20 protein-coding genes are annotated in these 23317 nt (G+C 72.3%); 9 read left to right on the plus strand and 11 right to left on the minus strand.

What is annotated here, in order from left to right; translation table 11 throughout:
- The first annotated feature begins 307 nt into the window (after window positions 1–307).
- The gene (locus ACP4J0_RS27055; RefSeq protein ID WP_426601334.1) at window positions 308–1873 is read left to right on the plus strand and encodes an alpha/beta hydrolase; all 1566 of its coding nucleotides are present in this window, start codon (window positions 308–310) and stop codon (window positions 1871–1873) included.
- Between the two features lie 139 nt (window positions 1874–2012).
- Complete coding sequence (locus ACP4J0_RS27060; protein WP_426601335.1) at window positions 2013–3557, plus strand: alpha/beta hydrolase; 1545 nt, start codon at window positions 2013–2015, stop codon at window positions 3555–3557.
- 13 nt (window positions 3558–3570) lie between these two features.
- Here ACP4J0_RS27060 and ACP4J0_RS27065 read toward each other — a convergent pair whose 3' ends face one another.
- The 8 genes from ACP4J0_RS27065 to ACP4J0_RS27100 form a co-directional block, all read right to left on the minus strand.
- The gene (locus ACP4J0_RS27065; protein WP_426601336.1) at window positions 3571–3918 is read right to left on the minus strand and encodes a DUF1330 domain-containing protein; all 348 of its coding nucleotides are present in this window, start codon (window positions 3916–3918) and stop codon (window positions 3571–3573) included.
- 388 nt (window positions 3919–4306) lie between these two features.
- Window positions 4307–5485: an adenylyltransferase/sulfurtransferase MoeZ gene (moeZ, locus tag ACP4J0_RS27070; protein WP_426601337.1), complete on the minus strand. Its 1179-nt coding sequence runs from the start codon at window positions 5483–5485 to the stop codon at window positions 4307–4309.
- A gap of 63 nt (window positions 5486–5548) precedes the next feature.
- On the minus strand, window positions 5549–6298 hold the full coding sequence (locus ACP4J0_RS27075) for a spherulation-specific family 4 protein (protein ID WP_426601338.1): 750 nt from the start codon (window positions 6296–6298) through the stop codon (window positions 5549–5551).
- Complete coding sequence (locus tag ACP4J0_RS27080; RefSeq protein ID WP_426601339.1) at window positions 6286–7344, minus strand: NAD-dependent epimerase/dehydratase family protein; 1059 nt, start codon at window positions 7342–7344, stop codon at window positions 6286–6288. Before ACP4J0_RS27080 ends, ACP4J0_RS27075 begins: the two co-directional genes overlap by 13 nt.
- 100 nt (window positions 7345–7444) lie before the next feature.
- Window positions 7445–8740: a hypothetical protein gene (locus ACP4J0_RS27085; protein ID WP_426601340.1), complete on the minus strand. Its 1296-nt coding sequence runs from the start codon at window positions 8738–8740 to the stop codon at window positions 7445–7447.
- 452 nt (window positions 8741–9192) lie between these two features.
- On the minus strand, window positions 9193–10914 hold the full coding sequence (locus tag ACP4J0_RS27090; protein ID WP_426601341.1) for a DUF3492 domain-containing protein: 1722 nt from the start codon (window positions 10912–10914) through the stop codon (window positions 9193–9195).
- Window positions 10915–11127: 213 nt separating this feature from the next.
- Window positions 11128–12828 carry a DUF3152 domain-containing protein gene (locus ACP4J0_RS27095; RefSeq protein ID WP_426601342.1) on the minus strand — a complete coding sequence of 567 codons (1701 nt, stop codon included), beginning with the start codon at window positions 12826–12828 and terminating at the stop codon, window positions 11128–11130.
- An 8-nt stretch (window positions 12829–12836) separates the two neighbouring features.
- Window positions 12837–13859, minus strand: coding sequence for an alpha/beta fold hydrolase (locus ACP4J0_RS27100; RefSeq protein ID WP_426601343.1), 1023 nt, complete (start codon window positions 13857–13859; stop codon window positions 12837–12839).
- Window positions 13860–14063: 204 nt separating this feature from the next.
- Here ACP4J0_RS27100 and ACP4J0_RS27105 point away from each other — a divergent pair, with 204 nt between their 5' ends.
- From ACP4J0_RS27105 to ACP4J0_RS27120, 4 genes are all read left to right on the plus strand, one after another.
- Window positions 14064–14285 carry a hypothetical protein gene (locus tag ACP4J0_RS27105; RefSeq protein WP_426601344.1) on the plus strand — a complete coding sequence of 74 codons (222 nt, stop codon included), beginning with the start codon at window positions 14064–14066 and terminating at the stop codon, window positions 14283–14285.
- Window positions 14286–14490: 205 nt separating this feature from the next.
- Window positions 14491–15132, plus strand: a complete 642-nt coding sequence (locus ACP4J0_RS27110; RefSeq protein ID WP_426526713.1) for a TetR/AcrR family transcriptional regulator — start codon at window positions 14491–14493, stop codon at window positions 15130–15132.
- Between the two features lie 165 nt (window positions 15133–15297).
- The gene (locus ACP4J0_RS27115) at window positions 15298–15525 is read left to right on the plus strand and encodes a DUF3107 domain-containing protein (protein WP_426526711.1); all 228 of its coding nucleotides are present in this window, start codon (window positions 15298–15300) and stop codon (window positions 15523–15525) included.
- Between the two features lie 255 nt (window positions 15526–15780).
- Window positions 15781–16050, plus strand: coding sequence for a hypothetical protein (locus ACP4J0_RS27120; protein WP_426526709.1), 270 nt, complete (start codon window positions 15781–15783; stop codon window positions 16048–16050).
- Between the two features lie 76 nt (window positions 16051–16126).
- Here the strand turns inward: ACP4J0_RS27120 and ACP4J0_RS27125 are convergent, their stop codons facing one another.
- Window positions 16127–16936 (minus strand): ferritin-like domain-containing protein, encoded by an 810-nt coding sequence (locus ACP4J0_RS27125; RefSeq protein WP_426601345.1) that lies wholly within the window; start codon window positions 16934–16936, stop codon window positions 16127–16129.
- 524 nt (window positions 16937–17460) lie between these two features.
- Between ACP4J0_RS27125 and ACP4J0_RS27130 the strand changes: the two genes are divergently transcribed.
- Together ACP4J0_RS27130 and ACP4J0_RS27135 are read left to right on the plus strand one after the other, a co-directional pair.
- Window positions 17461–20028, plus strand: a complete 2568-nt coding sequence (locus ACP4J0_RS27130; RefSeq protein WP_426601346.1) for a DEAD/DEAH box helicase — start codon at window positions 17461–17463, stop codon at window positions 20026–20028.
- A gap of 268 nt (window positions 20029–20296) precedes the next feature.
- On the plus strand, window positions 20297–21184 hold the full coding sequence (locus tag ACP4J0_RS27135) for an alpha/beta fold hydrolase (RefSeq protein WP_426601347.1): 888 nt from the start codon (window positions 20297–20299) through the stop codon (window positions 21182–21184).
- 129 nt (window positions 21185–21313) lie between these two features.
- Here ACP4J0_RS27135 and ACP4J0_RS27140 read toward each other — a convergent pair whose 3' ends face one another.
- Window positions 21314–22219: an NYN domain-containing protein gene (locus ACP4J0_RS27140; RefSeq protein WP_426601401.1), complete on the minus strand. Its 906-nt coding sequence runs from the start codon at window positions 22217–22219 to the stop codon at window positions 21314–21316.
- 237 nt (window positions 22220–22456) lie between these two features.
- On the opposite strand from ACP4J0_RS27140, the gene ACP4J0_RS27145 reads away from it, so the two are divergent.
- A complete protein-coding gene (locus tag ACP4J0_RS27145) occupies window positions 22457–22609 on the plus strand; it encodes a hypothetical protein (RefSeq protein ID WP_426601348.1) in 153 nt (50 codons plus the stop codon).
- Window positions 22610–22702: 93 nt separating this feature from the next.
- On the opposite strand, the gene ACP4J0_RS27150 is transcribed toward ACP4J0_RS27145, so the two are convergent.
- Window positions 22703–23308, minus strand: coding sequence for a MarC family protein (locus tag ACP4J0_RS27150; protein WP_426601349.1), 606 nt, complete (start codon window positions 23306–23308; stop codon window positions 22703–22705).
- Window positions 23309–23317: the final 9 nt, after the last annotated feature.

Raw genomic sequence — 23317 nt, forward strand, 5'->3', positions numbered from 1 at the left:
GCACCCTTCGGCCTGATCCGTACGACTCGGGGCGGGATCCGCACGCTTCGGCCCCTGATCCGTACGACTCAGGGCCGCACCCGCACCCTTCGGCCTGATCCGTACGACTCGGGGCGGGATCCGCACGCTTCGGCCCCTGATCCGTACAGCTCGGGCCGGCCCCGTACCCCCCGTAAGCGAGACCCCCATGCCTCGGGATCACGAACCGTGCTCACCGGGCCACACCCGGACACCTCAAGGACCCGCCCCGTACCTCTTACGGCTCCGGCCCCGAGCGCATGACACCGCGCAACCGCACGATGGACGCATGCCGACTCCCTCCCGGCTACGAGCCGCCTCCCTCACCACCCTCGCCACCGCCACCGCCACCGCCCTGACCCTGTCCGCGCTGCTGGCGGGCTGCGGCGACGGAAGCCGGGAGGACGAGGACCTGGCGAGCCAGAAGCTCGACTGGAAGGACTGCCCGGCTCCGTCCGAAGCCGAAGGCGGCGGCGCCGCTCCGTCCCCGCTGCCGGACGGCGACGAGTGGCAGTGCGCCACCATGAAGGCTCCGCGCGACTGGGACGCCCCCAAGGACGACACGATCGACCTCGCGCTGATCCGTGCCGAGGCCAGCGGTGAGGCAGACCGGCGGATCGGTTCACTCGTCTTCAACTTCGGCGGGCCGGGCGGATCGGGCGTCACCACGCTGCCCGCCTTCGGCCAGGACTACGCGACACTGCGCACCCGCTACGACCTGGTCAGCTTCGACCCACGCGGTGTCGGCCGCAGTGCCCCCGTGAAGTGTCTGGACGACGACCAGCTCGACACCTACTTCCAACAGGACGCCACCCCCGACGACGCGGCCGAGCGCACCGAGCTGGTGGACGACACGGAGGAGTTCAACACGGCCTGCGAGAAGCACTCGAAGCAGATCCTGCCGCACGTGCGCACCACCGACGCGGCCCGCGACATGGACCTGATGCGCCAGGTCCTGGGCGACGACAAGCTGCATTACTTCGGCATCTCCTATGGCACCGAACTCGGCGGCGTCTACGCCCACCTGTTCCCCAAGAAGGTGGGCCGCGCCGTCTTCGACGCGGTCGTCGACCCGACGCGGACGCCGGAACAGAGCTCGCTCGCGCAGGCGCAAGGCTTCCAGCTCGCGCTCGACAACTTCGCCGAGGACTGCGTGTCGAAGGCCGAGGACTGCCCGGTCGGGAACAGCGCCCAGGACGTCAAGGACCGCATCGCGCGGCTCCTGAAGGATCTCGACCGCGAACCCGTCCCCGGCGTCTTCCCCCGCGAACTCACCCAGACCGCCGCGACCGGCGGCATCGCACAGGCTCTGTACTCGAAGGACTTCTGGGAGTACCTCACCGACGGCCTGGAGCAGGCGTACAACGGTGACGGCAGGCTCCTCATGAGGCTGTCGGACGCGTTGAACGGGCGCAACGAGAACGGCGCGTACAGCAACATCAACGCGGCCAACGTCGCCATCAGCTGCGCCGACGACAAGCCGCGGTACGACCCCGCCTACGTGGAACGCAAGCTGCCGGAGTTCCGGAAGGCCTCCGCGCTGTTCGGTGACTACCTCGCCTGGTCCATGCTCGGCTGCACCGACTGGCCGGTCACCGGTGCCGCCGACCATCCCGACGTCAGCGCGCCCGGTGCGCCGCCGATCCTGGTGATCGGCAACACCGGCGACCCGGCGACGCCCTACGAGGGTGCGGGAAGGATGGCGGAGGCGCTGGGCGAGCGCGTCGGCGTGCAGCTGACCTACAGGGGCCAGGGGCACGGTGCCTACGACAGCAAGAACAAGTGCGTGCAGGACGCGGTGCACGGCTACCTGCTGGACGGCAAGGTACCGGCGGCCGGAACCGTCTGTTCCTGACCTCCACGACACCACGACACGAGAAAACCGCAGATCAGAAAGTTATCCACAGGGCGCGGCAGGCGTTGCGCGATCCACCTACCATGGCATGACCGCCATCCGCTGCACGGCGCGGACGGCTTGTGAGGGGGGAGAGCACATGGCGCGTCTCGTACGGTGGACGGCTCTGACGGCCGCCGCCGCACTGCTGGCAACGGCGGGCTGCAGCGGTGGCTCGTCCGGTGACGGCGAGGACGACGGCGGGACGGACAGCGCACGGCCGTCGGTGGCCGCGCCGTCCGGGGTGCCCGAGTCGCTGGCCTCCCAGACGCTCGACTGGGGCCGCTGCAAGGGCACCGCCGACTCCCCCGCGCCGGACGGCGACTGGCAGTGCGCCACGCTCGAGGCGCCGCTGGACTGGGCCGAGCCGGGCGGCGAGACGATCGGCCTCGCGCTGATCCGCGCCAAGGCCACCGGCGACGAGCGCATCGGCTCGCTGCTGTTCAACTTCGGCGGCCCCGGCGGTTCGGGCGTCTCCACGATGCCGTCCTACGCCGACACCGTCTCCTCCCTGCACGAGCGATACGACCTGGTGAGCTGGGACCCGCGGGGGGTGGCCGCCAGCGAGGGGATCCGCTGCCGCGGCGACGAGGCGATCGAGGACGCCGAGTCCGTGGACTCCACTCCGGACACCGCGGCCGAGGAACAGGCCTACCTGAAGGATGCCGCCGACTTCGGCAAGGGCTGCGAGAAGGCCGCCGGCAAGCTGATGGGGCACGTCTCGACCACGGACACGGCCCGCGACATGGACCTGATGCGGCATGTGCTGGGCGACGAGAAGATGCACTACTTCGGCATCTCCTACGGCACCGAACTCGGCGGCGTCTACGCCCACCTGTTCCCGAAGCGCGTGGGGCGCGTGGTCCTCGACGCGGTCGTGGACCCGAGCGCCGACACGATGGGCCACGCCGAGAACCAGGCCAGGGGCTTCCAGCGCGCCCTGGACGACTACCTGGAATCCACCGGGGAGGACCCGAAACAGGGCTCGCGGGAGATCGCCGACCTCCTGGAGCGGCTCGACGCGGAGCCGCTGCCGACGTCGTCGCCCGGGCGGAAGCTGACCCAGACGCTGGCACTCACCGGCATCGTGCTGCCGCTCTACAGCAAGGACGGTTGGCCGGCCCTGACCAGCGCGCTGGCCGCGGCGGAGGAGGGCGACGGCTCCGAGCTGCTGGCGCTCGCCGACGGCTACAACGAGCGTGACCCCTCGGGACGCTACGGCACGACGACCCACTCCCAACGGGTCATATCGTGCCTGGACGACAAGCAGCGGCCGACCCTGGAGCAGACGAAGAGGCTGCTGCCGAGGTTCGAGAAGGTCTCACCCGTGTTCGGGGCCTTCCTCGGCTGGGACACGGCCGGGTGGTGCCACGAGTGGCCGGTGGCCGGTCAGCACGAGACCCCCGAGGTGAGCGCCTCCGGCGCGGCCCCGATCCTGGTGGTCGGCAACACCGGCGACCCGGCCACGCCCTACGAGGGTGCCCGCAGGATGGCGGACGAACTGGGCAAGGACGTGGGTGTGGTGCTCACCTGGAAGGGCGAGGGACACGGGGCGTACGGGAGCGGAAGCGACTGTGTCGACTCCACGGTGGACGCCTACCTGGTGAAGGGGACGGTGCCGGAGGACGGCAAGGTCTGCTCATGACGGCGGCGGGGGCTCAGTCGGCAGGCAAGGCCTCCCGCATCGCCTTTGCGGTGGCAGTAGGGTCGTAGCCCTCGGGGACGCCTTCGACCATGATGATGTCGCACTCGATGTGCCGCGAGCGCAGCGGTGCGATCTCCTGGTATGCGGGTGAGTCCCACCATGCCCGCGCCTCGGCGATCCCGGGGAAGCTGATCATCACGACGTGCCCGGGCCAGCTGCCCTCCACCACCTCGTGCTCTGCGCCGTGAACGAGGAAGCGTCCGCCGTACGGCTCGAAGGTGGCCCGGATGCGCTCGATGTACTCGACGATCTCCGGGTGCGGGGCGGCCTCTTGCAGGTGGGCTATGGCGTAGGCGGGCATGGTGTCCTTCCGGTCGGTCGGGCTCCGTACACCGAGATCCTGGCATGCCGGTGCGCCGGGGACGATGACCTGACAGGTAAGCGGACCCCGCCGGGGGCGCGGACTGTCGGCGCGCATGCCCCCTGCATGCCCGATCGGACGGCGATCGGCGGGGGAACACCGGGGATCGCCGGCGAGCGTTCCGGGAAGGTGCAGGACGGTGTCTTGCCACATCAGCCCGCATCCGGTCACGCGGTCTCCACGTTGGTGGCGGTCCGGCGCCGAGGCCGGGCTGCCCCGGGGCCGTGCGAGGTTTGCTCAGCGCCGACCGACAACGACAGAAGCCCACGGCATCCGAGCGTTCAGAGCCGTGGGCTTCTTCGGGCCCGCTGGTCAGCGGGAGTGGTGATCAGTAGACGGGCTTCTCCGGCTCGATCTGGTTGACCCAGCCGATCACGCCGCCGCCGACGTGGACGGCGTCCGAGAAGCCGGCGGACTTCAGGACCGCCAGGACTTCCGCACTGCGGACACCCGTCTTGCAGTTCAAGACGATCTTCTTGTCCTGCGGGAGGCTCTCGAGGGCGGAGCCCATGAGGAACTCGTTCTTCGGGATCAGCCGGGCGCCCGGGATGGAGACGATCTCGAACTCGTTCGGCTCGCGGACGTCGATGAGTTCGATGCTCTCGCCGTCGTCGATCCACTCCTTGAGCTGCTTGGGAGTGATCGTGGAGCCGGCGGCCGCCGCCTGGGCCTCCTCGGACACGACGCCGCAGAAGGCCTCGTAGTCGATGAGCTCGGTGACGGTCGGGTTCTCACCGCAGACCGCGCAGTCGGGGTCCTTGCGGACCTTGACCTGGCGGTACTGCATCTCCAGGGCGTCGTAGATCATCAGGCGGCCGACGAGGGGTTCGCCGATGCCCGCGAGCAGCTTGATGGCCTCGTTGGTCTGGATGGAACCGATGGACGCGCACAGCACGCCCAGGACGCCGCCCTCGGCGCAGGAGGGGACCATGCCGGGGGGCGGGGGCTCCGGGTAGAGGCAGCGGTAGCAGGGACCGTGCTCGGACCAGAAGACGGAGGCCTGGCCGTCGAAACGGTAGATGGAACCCCAGACGTAGGGCTTGTTCAGCAGCACGCAGGCGTCGTTGACCAGGTAACGGGTCGCGAAGTTGTCCGTACCGTCGACGATCAGGTCGTACTGGCTGAAGATGTCCATCACGTTGTCGGCCTCGAGCCGCTCCTGGTGAAGGACCACGTCCACGTACGGGTTGATGCCCTTGATGGTGTCGCGGGCGGACTCGGCCTTGGACCGGCCGATGTCGGCCTGGCTGTGGATGACCTGCCGCTGCAGGTTCGACTCGTCGACCTCGTCGAACTCCACGATGCCGAGCGTGCCGACACCGGCTGCCGCCATGTACATCAGGGCCGGCGAGCCGAGACCGCCCGCGCCCACGGCGAGCACCTTCGCGTTCTTCAGCCGCTTCTGCCCGTCCATCCCCACGTCGGGGATGATCAGGTGGCGGGAGTACCTGCGGACCTCGTCTACGGTGAGCTCGGGGGCCGGCTCGACCAGGGGTGGCAGCGACACGGGGACTCCGTTGGTCGGTCAGTAATTACGGTTGTTCTCCTCGCAACACTGCCACGGCCTTTTTCATTCCGAGACACCCGTCCCGACCCGCGAGACGATCTCGTCCCAGTAGCCGGGCATCGTCTCCCAGGGGTCCGTTCGGCCTCCCCGGTCCGTGCGGTCGGTGAAGTAGATCGTCCCGGCACCCTGCCACCGGGCGATACGCAGCGCCTCCTCAAGATGCCCGCGGGGCACGCCGTGCACGAGGTGGCAGAACCGCTCGGGCGGATGGCCGGCGCTCCACTCGGCCGCCTGGGACCAGCGGTAGTCGCTCCAGGCGCCCGAGAAGGTGACGAGCTGGTCGGCGTTCTCGGCATAGCCGGGGTGGGGGTGGGTGCCGTGGCCGAGGACGACGTAGGCGTCGTCACGCATCTCTCGGAGTGCGGTGACGGTGCGGCGGACTTCGGGAAGCGCTGCCCGGTCGGACGGGCAGCGGTCGAGGAGGAAGCCGTCGGCCCGGTACCAGTCGAGGTACCGGTGTGCGTCGGAGATCAGTGCGCCGAAGCTCCGCGCCCCGTACCCGAGGTCGAGGTGGCCGAGGACGCGAACGCCCGCGTTGCGCAGGCGGCCGCTTGCTTCCAGGCAACTCGGGTCGGGCTGGGCGCCGGGGCCGTCGGCGACGTTGAGGACGACCCAGTGCAGGGGTGTGCCCGGGCTGGTGAGGTCGGCCCACTCGCCGGCGGCGACGAGGGGGTGGGCCAGACCGGGGACTCCGAGGCCGGTGCGGACGCCGGTGCTCGCGCTGCCCGCTTTGACGCTGGTCAGATACGGCATGCGGCCTCCATCCAGATATCGGCGAGAGACTCTTCGAGGGCGATCCGGGGTCGCCATCCGAGGCGGTCGCGCGCGGTGCGCACATCGGCCTGCTGCCAGCTGCCGCAGCCGTCCGGGTAGGGGTGGACGGCGGGGGCCGCGTGCTCGGTGTCGGCACGGTCGCCGCGGTGCCCGAGGGGTTCCGGGCGGTGAGGGCCGAGGCCGTCGGTGCGGTGGTGACCGAGGGTTTCGACGCGGTGGCCGACGGATTCGGTGCGGGGGTGCCCGATGACGGGCCGCAGCGCGCCGGGCGGTCCGTCGAGTTCGTGCAGGGCGCCGCCGTAGCCGGCCACGCGGGCGAGGGTGGCGGCGGCGTCGCGCAGGCGGACGGCACGGCCGGAGCCGATGTTGATGACCCCCTGCGCCGCGGAGAGCGAGGCGGCGTGGACGGCGCGGGCGACATCGCGGACGTCGATGAAGTCGCGCTGGGCGCCGAGGCCGCCGAGCCGGAGTTCGCCGTCGCCGGACTGCATCGCGCGGCGCATGGCCTCGGCGAGGCGGCCCAGGGGGGAGCCGGCTGGGGTGCCGGGGCCTGCGGGCGAGAAGACGCGGAGGACGACGGCGTCCAGGCCGGAGCCGAGGACCAGTTCGGTGGCGGCGAGTTTGCTGACACCGTAGGGGCCGCCGGGTCGGGGCACGGCGTCCTCCGCGGTGGAGGAGCCGGGCTGGCTGGGGCCGTACTCCGCGCTGCAGCCGACCTGCACCAGGCGGGCGCCGCAGCCGCTGCGGCGCAGGGCCTCGCAGACGGTGGCGACGGCGATGGTGTTGTGCCGGGTGAGTTCGCGGGCGCCGCCCCGGGTGGCCCCGGCGCAGTTGACGACGACGCCGGGGTGAACCGCGTCGAGGAAGCGGGTGAGGGCGCCGGGGCTGCCGGTGGCGAGGTCGAAGCGGACGTCGGCGTCGTCGCCGCGGCCGAGAGCGGTGAGCTGGACGGCCGGGTCGGCGAGCAGACGGTCGGCGACGAAGCGGCCGATGTAGCCGTTGGCTCCGATCAGCAGGACTCTCATCGGGCGGCTCCCGGTGCCGAGGCGTCGGGTCGGGAGGTGGTCATCTGGGGGCTCCTTCGGAGGGTGACGGGGACGTGTGGGGGGCTGTCCGGGGGTGAGGTCATCGCGGCTGCTCCGTCGATGCGTGGGCCGAGGCCCTGGTCAGGCGGCGAGTCGCGTGGACCAGGAGGGCCAGGGCGCCGGTGCCGCAGACCACCGTCGGAACGCCGGCCGGGCCGCAGGCGACGACCACGGCCTCCACGGGGGCGGCCAGGAAACCGCAGCCGGGGAGACGGCCGGCGAAGAGCGTGGCCAGGGCGGCCGCCTGAGCGGTGGCCGACGCGGTCAGGACGAGAGTGGGGGCGTGGGTGCAGCCGTGCACGGCGAGCAGGCGGGCGAGCAGGAGCAGGGCGCCCAGGGTGAGTGTCCGGGCGTAGGCGGCGGGCTCTGCGAGGACCGCGCCGGTCAGCGCGGCCAGGGCTGCCAAGGCCCCCATGAACAGGGCGACCACACCGAGCAGGAGGGGGCGTACGGAGGCTGAGAAGTCGGCCAGACCGCGGCTGTCCGACAGTTTGCGGCGGGCGCGCACGGCGAAGAGGTGGGCACTCGCGGCTGCGGGCGCGCAGGCCAGGGCGAGGGCCAGTACGGGGGCGACGGTGACGGGCCACGGACCGTCGGTGGTGCCGTCGGGCAGGCCGTCCGGGCCACCGGCCAGCGCGGTGGCGAGCAGTCCGTCACCGAGGAGGGAATAGCCGACGAGCCAGCAGGTCCAGGCCCAGGTGCCGGTGGTGCGCGTCGGGGCGCTCAGCGGCCCCCGGCGCAGGGCCGCGCGCAGGGCCAGGGAGACCGCGAGGGTGCCGGCGACGGCCACGATCAGGCGCGGCCGTCCGTCGGTGAGGCGCAAGCCGGCCACGGCGGCGACGCACAGCGCGCCGGGCAGCAGGGCAAGCACGACCCAGGTGGCGCGCACCCGGGGGGCCGGCAGGTCCGTGGGGCGCGGGGGCGTGTCGTCACGGGGGACACGGGCGTACATCTCCTCCGCCAGGGAGAAGACGTCCCGGTGGCGGAAGTGTGCGGCGGTCCGGTCGGTGATGCCGTGCGCCTCCAGGCCGGCCGCGATCTCCAGCGGGTCCACGGCGCGTTCGCAGAGGTCGTGGTGCCGGTGCAGCAGGGCCTTCACCGGGTCCGCGGTGGCGCGGCGAGCAGCGGGCGGCGGCGGCTTGCCGACGGCGGCTACCGCGCTGTGCTCGGCCGCGCCGCCGCAGTCGGCCGCTTTGCCGTCGGTGGCCGCTTTGCCGTCGGTGGCCGCTTTGCCGTCGGTGGCTGCGCGCGGGCGCTCGCCCGCTCCTGGACAGCGGTCCTGACCCGTCCCCGGACAGCTGTCCTGGCCCGTCCTTGGACAGCGGTCTGCGCCCACTCCCCCGCCATCGCTCGGCCGCCGGCCCTCGCCCGGCTCCCTGCTCTCGCCCGGCTCCCTGCTCTCGCCCGGCCGCCCGCTCTCCCCCGGCCGCCGACCCCCGGCTGCGCGCTGGTCGTCGCCCGCGCGCCCCCCCTCGTCCGGCCCTCGCCCGTCACCGTCCGCCCCCCGGACACCACCGGACCGCCGGTCGTCGCGGGGCCGCAGGCCCCCACCGAACCGCCTGTCCTCGTGTGACCGCCGGTCGACACCCGTGTGCCGTCCCTCGCCCGGTTCCCGGTTCTCGAGCGGCCACGGGCCCTCACCCGCACCCGACCGCCGTTCATCCGCCATCCGCCGGTCGGCAGGAGCTGCAGGGGCAGGCGTCCCGGCGGTCAGGAACTCCCGCGGGCGTTCGTCCCGGGCGCCCGGGCTGCCCGGGGTCTCGGGGCGGTCCAGTTCGCCGAGGCCGCTCATCGGACCCCCTCGGTCGCGGTGACCGGGGTCGTGCCACGGACGGGGGCGTCGGTCGCCCAGCCGGGGCCGACGCGGGACACGACGCGAGTCGTGGGTACGGCCGAGCGGCCGAGGACGTGCGCCTCGGCAGGAACGGCGAACGGCAGCGGCTCTCCGGTGTCGTCGGGGGCGACGCGGCGTACGGGCGCCCTCGAAAGGATCTCCAGGTAAATGCCGTGAAATGCCGCGACGTTCTGCTCGACGGTGAACAGCTCCAGTGCGCGGGCGCGCGCGGCGGCACCCAGGCGCTCACGGCGCTCGGGGTCACGCAGCAGGGCGACACACGCCTCGGCGAGCGCCCGGGGATTACGCGGCGGCACGACGAGTCCGGTGCCGCCGATGGCCTCCACCACCGCGCCGACGTCCGTGGACACCGTCGCGCGCCCGCAGAGCATGGCCTCGACCAGGCCGGTCGGGAACCCCTCGACGACGCTGGAGAGGACCACCAGGGCGCCCGCGGCGTACGCGTCGACGCGGGACGGCAGTTCCGGTCCGCCGGTCTCCTCGAAGGACACCGGGTTGCGGCCGACGGCGTACGGGCCGTCGGCCTCGTCGGGGAAGAGCTGCGCGGCCAGGCCCTTGCAGTGGGCGAGGTAGGCCGCGCCCTCGGGGCCGTCGGGGGCGCCGATGATCCTGAGGCGGGCTCCCGGCTCCTCCTCGCGGATCTCCGCGAAGGCGTGCAGCAGCGAGACCAGGTCCTTGGCGGGCTCGACGCGGCCGACCCAGACGAGGGTGTGCGGGTCGGCGCGGTCCGGCGACTCTCCCACCTCCGCGTAGGGGGCCGCGTCCATGCCCGGGTGGACCGTGCGGAGCTTGGTGCGGTCGGCCCCGCAGCGCTCCTGCCAGCGGCGGGCGTGCGTGTTGCCGGGCGTGATCACGGCCGCGTGCCGGTAGGTCTCGGCGGCCAGTCGGGTGTGGAAGGCGGCCAGCAGGGACCGTGTCGCGGGTGGCGAGTCGGGGTCGGTGAGGTCGGTGAGGTAGTGCGTCCGCAGCCGGACCCCGTACTCGGTCACCAGCAGGGGCACGTCGCGGAAGTGCCGGGCGAGCAGGCCGGGCAGCGCGGCCGTGCCACCGGAGGCGGCGTGGCACAGGTCGACCGCACCGAGGCCGTCGTCCTCGTACCAGTCGAGCGACAGGGGGCGCAGAACGCGTTCGAGGCGCGCGGCGACGGTGAGCAGATCGGGGACGCGCGCCTCACGCGCCGCGCGGTGGGCGCCGGGCGCGCGACAGGCGCGTTCCAGGGCGCGTACGGCGGCCTCCGAGCGCAGTGCGCCGGACAGCCCGCCCTCGTCACGGGCAAGTTCGGCGAGCCCGTACAGCGCGCTGGCGAAACGGTCCGCCTCAAGGGCCGACGCCTCCTGCGAGGCCCCGGACGAGTCGTTGGGGGTGGCGGTGCAGAGGGCCGCGGCCAGTTCCCCGTAGCACTCGGCGAAGCGCCTGCGAGCCCGCCGTCCGTGCACGGCGCCGCCGTCCCCGGCGTCCCACAGCGACGCGGTGCGGACCCGGCTGACCTGCGGCGGCAGCGGCACCCACCCGTCAGTCTCCTGGCGCTCGCTGTCACTGAGCGCGTAGACGTCGAACTCGTGCTGCTCGAGACCGCGCACGAGCCGGTCGCACCAGGGTCCGCCCTCACCGTTCACATACGGGTAGCCACCCTCCGTAAGCAGTCCGATGCGCACGCGCGCACCCCCGATCTCCCGTCTGGGGAGCCGTCGTTGGCCCGGCGGCTCGCAGCGGGACGAACGTATGCGGACAAGGCGGTGGCGCGATGGACGGTTGTCCATCGCGCCACCAAAAGGGGTGAACGGCCGTAACTTTCCGACCCGGAGTGCGTTCTGTCGCGCTAAGGGATGAATCCGTCACGGTGAGCGACGAACGGCCGGGCCTCGCGGTCAGCTGTTGGGGTACGCCCAGGGGTTGGGGCGGCAGTCGATTCCGTCGTGGTCGATGAACTTGGTCTGCTGCTGCATGACCGGGGCGAGTTCACCGTCCTTGTCGCAGGTAACGTGGTTGAAGCCGATGCGGTGGCCGATCTCGTGGTTGATCAGCATCTGCCGGTACCCGTGGAGGTCGTCGCCGTACGGTTCCGCGCCCTGCGCCCACCGGTAGGCGTTGATCATCACGCGCTCGGTGGCGGCCGAGTCGCAGGACACGTTGTCCTGGGTGGTGTCCAGGCCGGACTTGGCGCACCACACTGCGGTGGTGCCGGGGCTGGCCAGCGTGATGACGAAGTCGGGCTGCCCGGAGTGGATGCGCTCGAAGGTGCGGGCGCCGTTGTGGGCCCAGCTCCGGTCGTCGTTGAGCGTCTTCTGCACCGCATCGGCGAAGAGTCGCGCGTCGAGTCCGAGCCCTTGTTCCACGTCCACGCGGTAGGTGTACTTCTGCCCCGTCCCCGGCCCCTTGGCAATGCCCGGGACCGCGTCGAACTTCCCCGAACCCTCGAGCGTGGCGCTGAGCGGGTACTTCTTTCCCATCTTCTGCTCGTACGTCAGTGGCGCCGGGGACTCGGGTGCCGAGGGCGTCGGCCGTCCGTCCGTGCGCGACGCGGAGTCGCGGACGCCGCGGGCCTGGTCGGCGGCGGACTGCGACTGCACGTCCTCGCCGTCCGCCCCGTCGGCGACCTGCCCGGCCACGACGACCGCCAGCACGGTGGTGACGGCGGCCGCGGCGATGCCGGTGAAGGTCCTGCCCTTGCCGCCCTTGGCCGGCGCGGGCCGACCGGTGGGCGGCGCGTCGTCGGAATCGGTGCCGGAGGCTGTGCCAACGCCTCCGCCACCGCCACCCGCGATGCCGCCGACCCCGTCGGCGCTCCAGTCGGTGACGGAGGCGTACGGGTCGGCGGGGCGCGCGGAGACGGGGGTGCGGCGCGGGGAGCGGGCGGCGAAGACGTCGCCGTCCTCGCCGAAGGCGTCCAGGTACTCCTGCCGTGGTTCTCCCGCAGCCGCCTGCCGTTGCCGCGGGAAGGACGGGCCGGGCCGCGCGGACCGACCGGGGGGCCCGGATTGCACGGGTCGCGAAGGATACGAGGAAGGCGAGGAGGGCGGCGCGGGCCGCGAGGGGGCACCTGCAGACGGTCCCCCCGCAATGCCGTGCCCGGCACCGGCCCGCCCGCTCAGCTCGCCCCAGCCGCCGCCGGGTTCACGCTGCTCGGGATGGCCACCACGGGTCCGCGGCACACCGTGCGCCGGAGTGCCATCCGCGACACCCTGGAAGCCACGCGCCGGAGTAGCGTCCGTAGCCGTCGGAAAACCACGCGCCGGAGTGCCGTCCGAAACCGTCGGAAAACCATGGGCCGGCATCCCGCCCGGGAGCCGTGGACCTGGGGCCGGGCCTGAATGCGGGCCCGGGCCCGCATATCCCTGCGGGCCGCCGGACGGGGCCCCGCCTCGGGTCCCGTCCGCCCTGCCCGGCGCCCCGTCCGTTGTCCCGTGGGGAGCCGTGCCGGGCGTTCCGTTCGCCTGCGGTGCCTGCTCCTCCGCCGGAGGACCGGGCGCCCGGCGGCGGCCCAGCAGGCCGGGCCGGGGCTCCCGCGCCGCGGCGGTGTCCGCGGCGTCGGCCTTGGGGGCGGGTCCGCGGCGGCTGTGGCGTCCCACGTCGCGCCTCAGCCTCCTGTGGTCTGGTTGGCGGGCTCGTCGTCGACGGCCTCTTCGGTCCTCTCGCCGACCATCGGTTCCCCGGTGTCCGCGAGGAGTTCGCGGAACGCCGTGGCCACGGTCTCCGGATATTCCATCATCGCCACGTGTCCCGCGTCCGGCAGGGTCAGCAGCCGGGAGTCACGGAAGGCGCGGGCAGCCCGCTGGGCCATGCGGTAGCCGACGAGTTGGTCCCGTCCACCGTAGACCAGCAGCGTCGGTGCGAGAACCCGTTCGGCCTGTCGCCACAGCCCGTGCTGGCCGCCCAGCGTGTACGCGTTGACGATTCCGCGTGCGGAGCGGGCCATCGCGTCCCAGAAGTACGGCAGTCGCATCCGCCGTTCCATCTCCTCCACGGCGTTGCGGAAGCCTTCCGGCGACACCCTCCCCGGGTCGCCGTAGCAGAGCGCCGTCACTCCGCGGACCCGCTGCTCCGCGGTCCACTCCCGGGTGAGCCGGGTGAACAGCGACACCACCCCCGGCAGTGCCAGCAGCCCCGTCGGCACGGCGCTGCGCTGCACGCGGATCTCCGGCAGCGCGGGCGACACGAGGGTCAGCGTCCGCACCAGGTCGGGCCGCACCGCGGCCACGCGCGTGACGACGGCGCCGCCGAGCGAGTTGCCGAAGAGGTGGACGGGGCCGCGCCCGGCCGCGTCGAGGTGGCGGATGACCGCGCGCGCGTGACCCGTGATCGAGTAGTCGCCGTCGTCCGGTGGCGGGGAGTCCCCGAAGCCCGGCAGGTCGATGGCCTCGCCTGCGACAACGCCCTCCAGCAGCGGCATCAGCGCCGACCAGTTCTGCGAGGAGCCGCCGAGGCCGTGGACGTAGAGCGCGGGCGGCAGTCCCTCGCGCGCGGGCGGCCTCGAGCGCACCGTCAGGGTGATGCCGGGCAGCTGTACCGACCTGAGCCGCTCACCGGCCGCGACCTTGACGGCTGCGACCTTCGGCAGCACGTTGGCGGGCGGCACGGTCGGCGGCTCGGTCGAAGGCATGCGGCAATGTTACGAGACGATCACACGGTGGTTCATGTGTTCGCCGTCACAAGCGCGTGCACGGCGCCAGCCCGCCGCGCCGGCCCCCAGCGTAGGCAGGAGCCGACGCATGGCGTCCGGATCGGGTGTCTCCTAGGCTCGTGGAGTGGGCACCCGCGTGTGGCCCCTGCACCTTCAGGGACGTCCGTAGGAAGGGAGCCCAGCATGACCGTCGACCCGACCGACCCCGAGACCTTCGACGACGAGGCACAGGAACCGGAGGAATTCGACGTCGAGGCACCCGACGCCGACGCGGCCGAGCAGCAGGCCGACATCGCTCCGGAGCGCGACGACCCGCTGACCGGCGTCGACCCGGACCGCGCCAACGAGGCCGACCTGGTGGAACAGGCCCGGGTCGTCTCCCACGACGAGGACGACTACCGCTGAGACGCGGCGCCGCGAGACGACGGAGAGGCCCGCCGAGCCGAAGGAGGCCATCTCTGCCCGGCCTGAACCCTTTTGAAACCTGTTGTGCTGCTTTCACCACCGTCCGGTCCGTGAAATTCTGCGCTCGCAGCGCACACACCACGGTTACCGAAAAGTACGATGGCGACGCGGCGCACACCGCACGAGGACGACTATGGGAGGCGGCGTGACAGCCATCGAGCAGACAGAGGCGGTACGCCCACGGGGCACACGCCTTCCCCGCCGAGCCCGACGCAACCAGCTGCTGGGCGCCGCACAGGAAGTTTTCGTGGCCCAGGGCTACCACGCGGCCGCGATGGACGACATCGCCGAACGCGCCGGCGTCAGCAAGCCGGTGCTCTACCAGCACTTCCCGGGCAAGCTCGACCTCTACCTCGCCCTGCTGGACCAGCACTGCGAGGCCCTGATCCAGTCCGTACGGATCGCGCTCGCGTCGACGACCGACAACAAGCAGCGGGTCCGGGCGACGATGGACGCCTACTTCGCGTACGTCGAGGACGACGGCGGCGCCTTCCGCCTGGTCTTCGAGTCGGACCTGACCAACGAGCCCGCCGTGCGCGAGCGCGTCGACAAGGTCACGAACGAGTGCGCCGAGGCGATCTGCGACGTCATCGCCGAGGACACCGGACTCTCGCGCGCCGAGTCGATGCTGCTGGCCTCCGGGCTGGGCGGTCTCGCCCAGGTGGTGGCCCGCTCCTGGCTGCACAGCGACCGCAGCGTGCCGCGCGACCAGGCGGTCCAGCTGCTGACCTCACTGGCCTGGCGGGGCATCGCCGGCTTCCCGCTGCACGGCAGCGAGCAGCACTGACCGGCACGGTGCGCCGGGCGGCCGCGGGCGTACGACGGCCTGTTCCCGTCGGCTGTTCGCTCCTGGCGTTCTCCGCCGCAGCGTGTACGTCCCCTCACCGGGCTAATGTGTGCTGGGTACGGCGCGAAGATCGCGCACTTCACTGACCGTCGGAGGGACATAGCCGTGGAGGTCAAGATCGGCGTGCAGCACGCGCCCCGCGAGATCGTTCTGGAGAGCGGTCAGAGTGCCGAGGAGGTCGAGCGGGTGGTGGCCGATGCACTGGCCGGCAAGTCGGCGCTGCTGAGCCTGGTGGACGAACACGGTCGCAAGGTCTTGGTGCCGGCCGACCGTCTCGCCTACGTCGAGATCGGCGAGCCTGCCCCGCGCAAGGTGGGCTTCGGCGCGCTGTAGCCGGCGGAAGCAGGGCGACGGACGAAGAACGGGAGGGGCCCGGCGGTGACCAGCCGCCGGGCCCCTCCCGTTGTCCGAGCTCTTCCCGTTGTCCGAGGTCTTCCCGTTGTCCGAGGTCTTCCCGTTGTCCGAGCTCTTCCCGTTTCACACACGGAGCACAGTTCACCCACAGAGGGAGGGTTGCATTCCGCAGGTCAGGGGTAAGACGGCTGTGACCGTTTCGGGCAGGCCGGCCATGTGGGAGGGACCCCCGACATGCTCTTGGAAGCGCTCAGCGCCGCGATCCTCGGCCTGGCCCTGGCATGGGCCGCCGCCCGCCGTCTGCCACACCGTCTGCCGGACCGTGTCCTGGTCCTGCCGACAGGGATCGCGGGGGCACTGTTCGGGGCGTTCGTCACACACACCGCGCTGGGCGCCGGCGGTCTGCTGCTGGTCCTCCTGGGCTCGGCGGCCCTCTCCGCGGCCTCGCTGTCGCTGCTGCTGCGGCCCGCGGGAAGACTCCGTGGCCGATCGGCGACCGCCTGAGCGGCCGCCGCGTCCGGTGGGGTCCACGCCGGAAGTGAGCGCCCGACGGGACCCGCACCGGGGTGCCCGGCAGCGCTCAGGCCGCCAGACCCAGCGCCGCCATCCGCTTGGTGTGCGCCTCGGTGATCCGGGAGAACATCCTGCCGACCTCGGCCAGGTCGAAGCCGTCCGCGACACCGCCCACCAGCATCGTCGACAGGGCGTCCCGGTCGGCGACCACCCGCTGGGACTGCGAGAGGGCCTCCCCCATCAGCCGCCGCGCCCACAGCGCGAGCCGCCCGCCCACCCGCGGGTCCGCGTCGATCGCCGCACGCACCTTCTCCACGGCGAAACCGGCGTGCCCGGTGTCGTCGAGCACGGCCAGCACCAGCTCGCGGGTGTCGGAGTCGAGGCGGGCCGCGACCTCTCGGTAGAAGTCGCTGGCGATGGAGTCACCGACGTATGCCTTGACGAGCCCCTCCAGCCAGTCGGAGGGGTCCGTCTGCTTGTGGAAGCCGTCGTAGGCGGCCACGAACGGCTCCATCGCCGCCGTCGGCTCCTCGCCGATCTCGGCGAGCCGGTCGCGGAGCCGCTCGAAGTGGTGGAACTCCGCCGACGCCATCTTCGCCAGCTCCGCCTTGTCCGCGAGCGTGGGCGCCAGCTTGGCGTCCTCCGCGAGCCGCTCGAACGCCGCCAGCTCGCCGTACGCGAGCGCACCGAGCAGGTCCACGACCGCGGCGCGGTACTGGGGGTCGGCGGCTGCCGTCGCCCAGTCCAGGGCGGCGACCCCGGTGGCTCCAGTGGTTTCGGTGGCTGCGGAGGTTTCAGTGGTTCCGGAGATTTCGGTGGCTCCGGTGGTTTCGGCGGGGGCGTCTGCGGCGTTGCCAGGCTTGTCCGAGCTCGTCATGCAGCGCACAATAGCCCGCCTGCCGTCTGCCGGAAGGACCCCCGTCGGCCCAGGTCGGCCCCCGATCCACCCCGGCCGATCAGTGTGACGACAACTACGCGACCAAATCGGCCATCGCGTGTGCGCGAATCCGGGGTATGGTGGTAATGCGCCTGCCGAGTATGTGACGTACGGGTACGTGACATCTTCGTCGGGCCGCACGCATGAGGATGCCCGGTCGGTGGCCCGATCGGCTCCGACCCGACAGCCCTCCCTGCCGTACGCCACACTGCGTACGGAATCCGGAGGGGGACCCTCAGTGGTACGAGCGCTGGAGCGTCGACAGAGGTCCCGTGTCCTACGGCTCCCCCGTAAGGCAGCCGACGTCCCCGACACGGTCCGGCACGACCCGCGCGCTCGCCTCGCACCACGTACACAGAAGAGGCAGCACCCTGACTACGACGTTCCGATCCCTCGGGATCCTCCCCGAGACCGCCGAAGCCCTTGAAGCCGTCGGCATCATCACTCCCTTCCCCATCCAGGAGATGACGCTCCCCGTGGCCCTTTCGGGCAAGGACGTCATCGGCCAGGCCAAGACCGGCACCGGCAAGACGCTGGGCTTCGGCCTCCCGCTCCTCGAGCGCGTGACCGTCCCCGCCGACGTCGAGGCGGGCCGCGCCGCCCCCGAGGCCCTGACCGACGCCCCGCAGGCCCTCGTCGTCGTCCCGACGCGCGAGCTGTGCCAGCAGGTCACCAACGACCTCCTGACCGCCGGCAAGGTCCGCAACGTGCGCGTCCTCGCCATCTACGGCGGCCGGGCCTACGAGCCCCAGGTCGAGGCCCTCAAGAAGGGCGTCGACGTGATCGTCGGTACCCCGGGCCGCCTGCTGGACCTCGCGGGCCAGAAGAAGCTGAGCCTGAAGCACATCAAGAGCCTGGTCCTGGACGAGGCCGACGAGATGCTCGACCTGGGCTTCCTGCCCGACGTCGAGAAGATCATCAACATGCTCCCGGCCCGGCGCCAGACCATGCTGTTCTCGGCCACCATGCCGGGCGCGGTCATCGGGCTGGCCCGCCGTTACATGTCGCAGCCCACGCACATCAGCGCCACCTCGCCGGACGACGCGGGCGCGACGGTCGCGAACACGAAGCAGTTCATCTACCGCGCGCACAACATGGACAAGCCCGAGATGGTGGCGCGCATACTGCAGGCCGACGGCCGGGGACTGGCCATGGTCTTCTGCCGCACCAAGCGCACGGCGGCCGACCTGGCCGACCAGCTCAAGCAGCGCGGCTTCGCCTCCGGCGCGGTCCACGGCGACCTCGGCCAGGGCGCCCGCGAGCAGGCCCTGCGCGCCTTCCGCAACGGCAAGGTGGACGTGCTCGTCTGCACCGACGTCGCCGCCCGCGGCATCGACGTCGAAGGCGTGACGCACGTCATCAACTACCAGTCGCCGGAAGAGGAGAAGACGTACCTGCACCGCATCGGCCGGACCGGCCGCGCGGGCGCGAAGGGTACGGCGATCACGCTGGTCGACTGGGACGACATCCCGCGCTGGCAGCTGATCAACAAGGCGCTGGACCTGGGTTTCAGCGACCCGCCGGAGACGTACTCCACCTCCCCGCACTTCTACACCGACCTCGGCATCCCCGAGGGCACCAAGGGTGTCCTGCCCCGCTCGGAGCGCACGCGCGCCGGCCTCGAGGCGGAGGAGCTGGAGGACCTGGGCGAACCGGGTGGCCGCGCGCGCGGCGACCGTGACGGCCGGGGTGGCCGCGGTGGCCGTGGTGGCCGGGACGAGTCCCGTTCCGCCGAGCGCGAGCGTTCGTCCCGTACGACGCCGCGTCGCCGCCGCCGGATGCGCGGTGGGGCACCGGTGGACGCGGACGCCTCCGCCACCGTCGCACCCGAGGCCGTGGCCGGCCGTGCGGACAGCGTGGCCGACGCGGACACGGACGCCGTCAAGGCTCCCCGCACGCTGCGCCGCCGGCGCCGCACGCGCAGTGGAGAGCCGTCGCGCCAGCCGGTGACGGCCACGGCGACCGACGCCCCCTCGGCGCGGACGGCGGACACCACGCTCGCGGCCTCCGAGACCGCGGACGCCACGGAGATCGCCGAGGCGCCTGCGCAGTCGCGTCGCCGCCGCACCCGCAAGGCGGCCGAGACGCCGACCGCGCCGCTGGAGGCCACACCGGTGGTCGAGCCGGCGGTCGTCGAGGCCCCGCCGGTCGAGGCTCCCGTGGAGAAGCCGCGCCGCCGCACCCGCAAGGCGGCGGTCACGACCACGGCCGCCGAGACGGCGGTCGACACGGCCGAGGGAGTGACCGAGCCCGCGTCCGAACCCACGGAGACGAAGCCCCGCCGCACCCGCAAGAAGGCCGCGACGGCGTCGGCCGCGACGGACACCGCGGACCTCACGGAGACCGCGGAGGCCAAGCCGCGCCGCACCCGCAAGACGGCCGCCACCAAGGCCGAGACCGCCGTCGACACGGCCGAGGCCACGGAGGCCAAGCCGCGCCGCCGCACCCGCAAGGCCGCCGAGCCCGTCGAAGCCACCGAGGCCACGGCCGGTATCCCGGCCCAGACGGCACAGGAGCCGGAAGCGGCCGAGGCGAAGCCGCGCCGCACCCGCAAGACGGCCGCGGCCAAGACCGCCGCAGCCGAGGCGGAAGCCGCCGTCGACACGGCCGAGGCCACGGAGGCCAAGCCACGCCGCCGCACCCGCAAGGCCGCGGAGGTCACCGAGGCGGACGCGCAGGCCCCGGAAGCCGCCGAGGCCAAGCCGCGCCGCACCCGCAAGACGGCCGCCACCAAGACCGCCGCCACCACGGCCGAGACCGCCGTCGACACGGCCGAGGCCACGGAGGCCAAGCCGCGCCGCCGCACCCGCAAGGCCGCCGAGCCCGTCGAAGCCACCGAGGCCACGGCCGGTATCCCGGCCCAGGCCTCGCAGGAGCCGGAGGCCGCACCGCGGCGCCGGACCCGTAAGGCAGCCGCTGCCGTCGAGGCACCCGCCGAGGCCGCCGACACGGCCGAGGTGAAGCCGAAGGCGCGCCGCACCCGCAAGGCAGCCGCGGCTGCCACGCAGCCTGCGGAGGCCGGCGAAAGCTGATCAACGCCGCCACCCGACCGTCGGCCCGGTCCCGCCACCCGCGCGGGCCCGGGCCGACGGCGTTCCCGCATCCGTCCCCCGCCCATCCCCCGACCAGCCGGCGCCTCCGGCCCGCCCACCTAGCCTCCCCGCCCGGACACCCGACCACCGGGAGGCCCGGTGGTCGGGTGCTGGAGCAGGGAATCACGGGGTCGGCGGGGACGGGGCGGGCGACGCCCGGCAGCGGGCCGCCCTCTCCGTCACCCGTATCGCCCGATAACCTCTGCCCGTGAGCAGTAACGCCACCTTCACCCTGCCCTCCGGCGCCCGCGCATACCGGCTGCGTACCGCGCGTGGTGAGTTCGCCGTCGTCGACTCGCCCGTGGCCGACGGGGTCGAGGCGAAGGGGACGGTGCTGATGCTGCCCGGGTTCACGGGGAGCAAGGAGGACTTCACACAGCTCCACGAACCGCTCGGGGCGCGCGGGTACCGTACGGTCGCCGTGGACGGGCGGGGGCAGTACGAGTCCGACGGACCCGAGCACGACGAAGCCGGCTACGCACAGACCGAGCTGGCCCGGGACGTGCTCGCGCAGGTCGCCGCCCTCGGGACCCGGGTGCATCTCGTCGGGCACTCCCTCGGCGGTCAGATCGCGCGTGCCGCCGTCCTGCTCGACCACGCCCCCTTCGCCTCCCTCACGCTGATGTCCTCGGGCCCGGCGAGGATCTCCGTCTCCCAGCAGCAGCGGGTGAAGCTCCTTCGGGACGCGCTCGACACCATGACGATGGCCGAGGTCTGGGAGGTGATCCAGACGATGGGGCCACCCGAGGAGGTCGGCGGCCCCGCCGTCGGTCCCGGAGACCCGCAACGGCTGCGCAGCCGCTGGCTGGGCACCAGGCCCGCTCAACTACTCGCCACGGGGCGGCAGTTGTGTACCGAGCCGGACCGCGTCGCCGAGCTCGCCGCCGTGCCGCTGCCGTTCCACGTGCTGTCGGGCGCGTACGACGACACCTGGCCCGTACCCCTCCTGGACGAGATGGCCGTACGGCTGGACGCGCGCAGGACCGTGATCGCCGGCGCCGAACACTCCCCCAACACCGACCGGCCCCTGCCGACCGCCCGCGCCCTCGCCGACTTCTGGGACGGCGCCCCCACCCGGCCGCAGACGGACCTCTAGCACCGCCGGTACCGCAGGTGGCACTGAGCTGTGCCCGGCACTGCGAGCAGTACGCACTGTGCGCCCGGACTGCGAGCACGTACTGCGCGACCGGCACTGCGAGCACGTACTGCGCGACCGGCACTGTGCCTAGTACTGCGCCCGCAAGTGCTCCCAGAAGCCGTCCCGCAGCGCCCGGCGGAGGTCGGGCTGGCCGCGCAGCGAGTACTGCAGCAGCCCCTCGGCCTCCACCAGCAGGTCCTGGTCCACCGAGCCGGGGAGATAGGGATGGCCGGGGAGCAGCTCCACCAGCGATTCACGGCCTCGTGCCGCGAGCCACTTCGCCGCGATCTGCGCGCCCACGAAACGGACGTCCTCGCGGGCCGGCCGGGCCACGCCCGCCGTGTCGAAGGCTTGGGCCGTGCGCCGGGAGACGTACGGCTTGAAGAAATCCAGGTCGAAGGTGCGCTGGCTGTCGACCTCCCAGAGCAGCGGGTCGGCCTGGTTGCGGCCCTCCGGCGCCTCGATGCCCCACAGGTGGACGCGGGCGCCGTAGCCCTGGGCGGCCTCGACCGCCGACACCAGATCCTCGTCGCCGCCGAGCAGGGCCGCGTCGCTGATGGCGCGGTGCCGCGCGAGGGACTCCAGGTCGGAGCGGATGAGTGAGTCGACGCCCTTCTGCTGGTTGTTGGCGTTGAGGTTGCCCAGGCGGACCTTGACGTCCGGCAGCTCGGCGATGGACTGCTGCTCGGCGGTGTGGATGCGGCGCCGGGCGCCGTCGTACCAGTAGACGCGCAGCAGGCGGCTGTCCGCGAAGATGGTGCGCGCCTTGTCGATGAGCGCCTCGATCAGTCCCTCGGCGTCGAGGTCGAAGGCCCGGCGGTCCTCGGTCCCGGCCACCAGGCGTCCCGCCGCCGCGTAGAGGTACCCGGCGTCGACGAAGATCGCGTGGGTCGAGGGCGTCTTGGCCACCTCGGCGAGCATGCGCTGCAGCAGTTCGTTGGTGCGATCGATGCGGGCGTCCAGGGACGTGAGGTCGTCGTTCATCGCCTCCATTGTCCCGGCGGTCACGCTGCGAACACAACCGGTCCCGATCAGTCTTCTAACGGTCACCCGCCACCCCGGGATCATGCCGCTCACCAGTCAGTATTTAGCAGTTCGAAAAATTTCCTTAGCGTAGGGAATGTTTGCAGCGCGCACTCCGTTGACACATTACGGAAGCCCGGGCACCGACGACCCAGGAGCCACATCAGTAGTTCTCCTCAGGAGGATGACCAGATCAAGGGAGAGGCCATGCGCTTCGAAATCATGCGACTCGATGACGTCGACGGAACCCCCGTGGACACGACCGTCGTGGACGCCGCCTCCGTGAACCGCATCGTTCAGCAGGCCGCCGCCATCGGGCAGCGCCTGTGGATCCGCCCCGCCGACGCCTCGGCCTTGTAGCGCGGAGACTCCGCAGACCCTCTGCGCACATGACCAGGGCCCCGCACGGCGTTCCGTGCGGGGCCCTGGTCATGCCCGGGGCTCATGTGCCCCTCAGGTGCCCTGGATCACCTGGGTGACGCCGTTGATGATCTGCTGCACCGCGATCGCGGAGAGCATCATGCCGGCGAGACGGGTCACCAGGACCACGCCGCCGTCCTTGATGACCCGGATGATCAGAAGCGAATACCGCATCACCAGCCACAGCACCACGTGGATCGCGAGGATCGCCGCCCATACCGACACCTGGGCGGTCGCGCTGTCGGCCTTCTGCACGGCGAGGATGACCGACACGATCGCCCCGGGCCCGGCGAGCAGCGGCATGCCCAGCGGCACGAGGGCGACGTTGACGTCCTTGGTCTGCTTCGGCTCGTCGGTCTTGCCGGTGAGCAGGTCGAGCGCGATCAGGAGGAGGAGCAGTCCGCCCGCGATCATCAGCGCGGGCACGGACACGTGCAGGTAGCCCAGGATCTGGTGCCCCAGCAGACCGAACACCGTGATGACGCCACCGGCCACGCAGACGGCCTGGAAGGCCATCCGCTTCTGCACCTTGGCGGGCCGGCCGGAGGTCAGCGCGAGGAAGATCGGGGTGATCCCAGGGGGATCCATGATGACAAAAAGGGTCAGGAACAGAGAGCCGAAGACGGCGACGTCGAACATGGGTGAGCT

The organism is Streptomyces sp. WG7 (assembly GCF_049975785.1).
Lineage (GTDB): Bacteria > Actinomycetota > Actinomycetes > Streptomycetales > Streptomycetaceae > Streptomyces.

Bases quoted from the DNA above. Each gene is read 5' to 3' on its own strand.
- ACP4J0_RS27055 (WP_426601334.1), top strand. From the start codon at position 308: ATGCCGACTCCCTCCCGGCTACGAGCCGCCTCCCTCACCACCCTCGCC.
- ACP4J0_RS27060 (WP_426601335.1), top strand. From the start codon at position 2,013: ATGGCGCGTCTCGTACGGTGGACGGCTCTGACGGCCGCCGCCGCACTG.
- ACP4J0_RS27065 (WP_426601336.1), bottom strand. From the start codon at position 3,918: ATGCCCGCCTACGCCATAGCCCACCTGCAAGAGGCCGCCCCGCACCCG.
- ACP4J0_RS27075 (WP_426601338.1), bottom strand. From the start codon at position 6,298: ATGCCGTATCTGACCAGCGTCAAAGCGGGCAGCGCGAGCACCGGCGTC.
- ACP4J0_RS27080 (WP_426601339.1), bottom strand. From the start codon at position 7,344: ATGAGAGTCCTGCTGATCGGAGCCAACGGCTACATCGGCCGCTTCGTC.
- ACP4J0_RS27100 (WP_426601343.1), bottom strand. From the start codon at position 13,859: ATGCCTTCGACCGAGCCGCCGACCGTGCCGCCCGCCAACGTGCTGCCG.
- ACP4J0_RS27105 (WP_426601344.1), top strand. From the start codon at position 14,064: ATGACCGTCGACCCGACCGACCCCGAGACCTTCGACGACGAGGCACAG.
- ACP4J0_RS27120 (WP_426526709.1), top strand. From the start codon at position 15,781: ATGCTCTTGGAAGCGCTCAGCGCCGCGATCCTCGGCCTGGCCCTGGCA.
- ACP4J0_RS27125 (WP_426601345.1), bottom strand. From the start codon at position 16,936: ATGACGAGCTCGGACAAGCCTGGCAACGCCGCAGACGCCCCCGCCGAA.
- ACP4J0_RS27130 (WP_426601346.1), top strand. From the start codon at position 17,461: ATGACGCTCCCCGTGGCCCTTTCGGGCAAGGACGTCATCGGCCAGGCC.
- ACP4J0_RS27140 (WP_426601401.1), bottom strand. From the start codon at position 22,219: ATGGAGGCGATGAACGACGACCTCACGTCCCTGGACGCCCGCATCGAT.
- ACP4J0_RS27145 (WP_426601348.1), top strand. From the start codon at position 22,457: ATGCGCTTCGAAATCATGCGACTCGATGACGTCGACGGAACCCCCGTG.
- ACP4J0_RS27150 (WP_426601349.1), bottom strand. From the start codon at position 23,308: ATGTTCGACGTCGCCGTCTTCGGCTCTCTGTTCCTGACCCTTTTTGTC.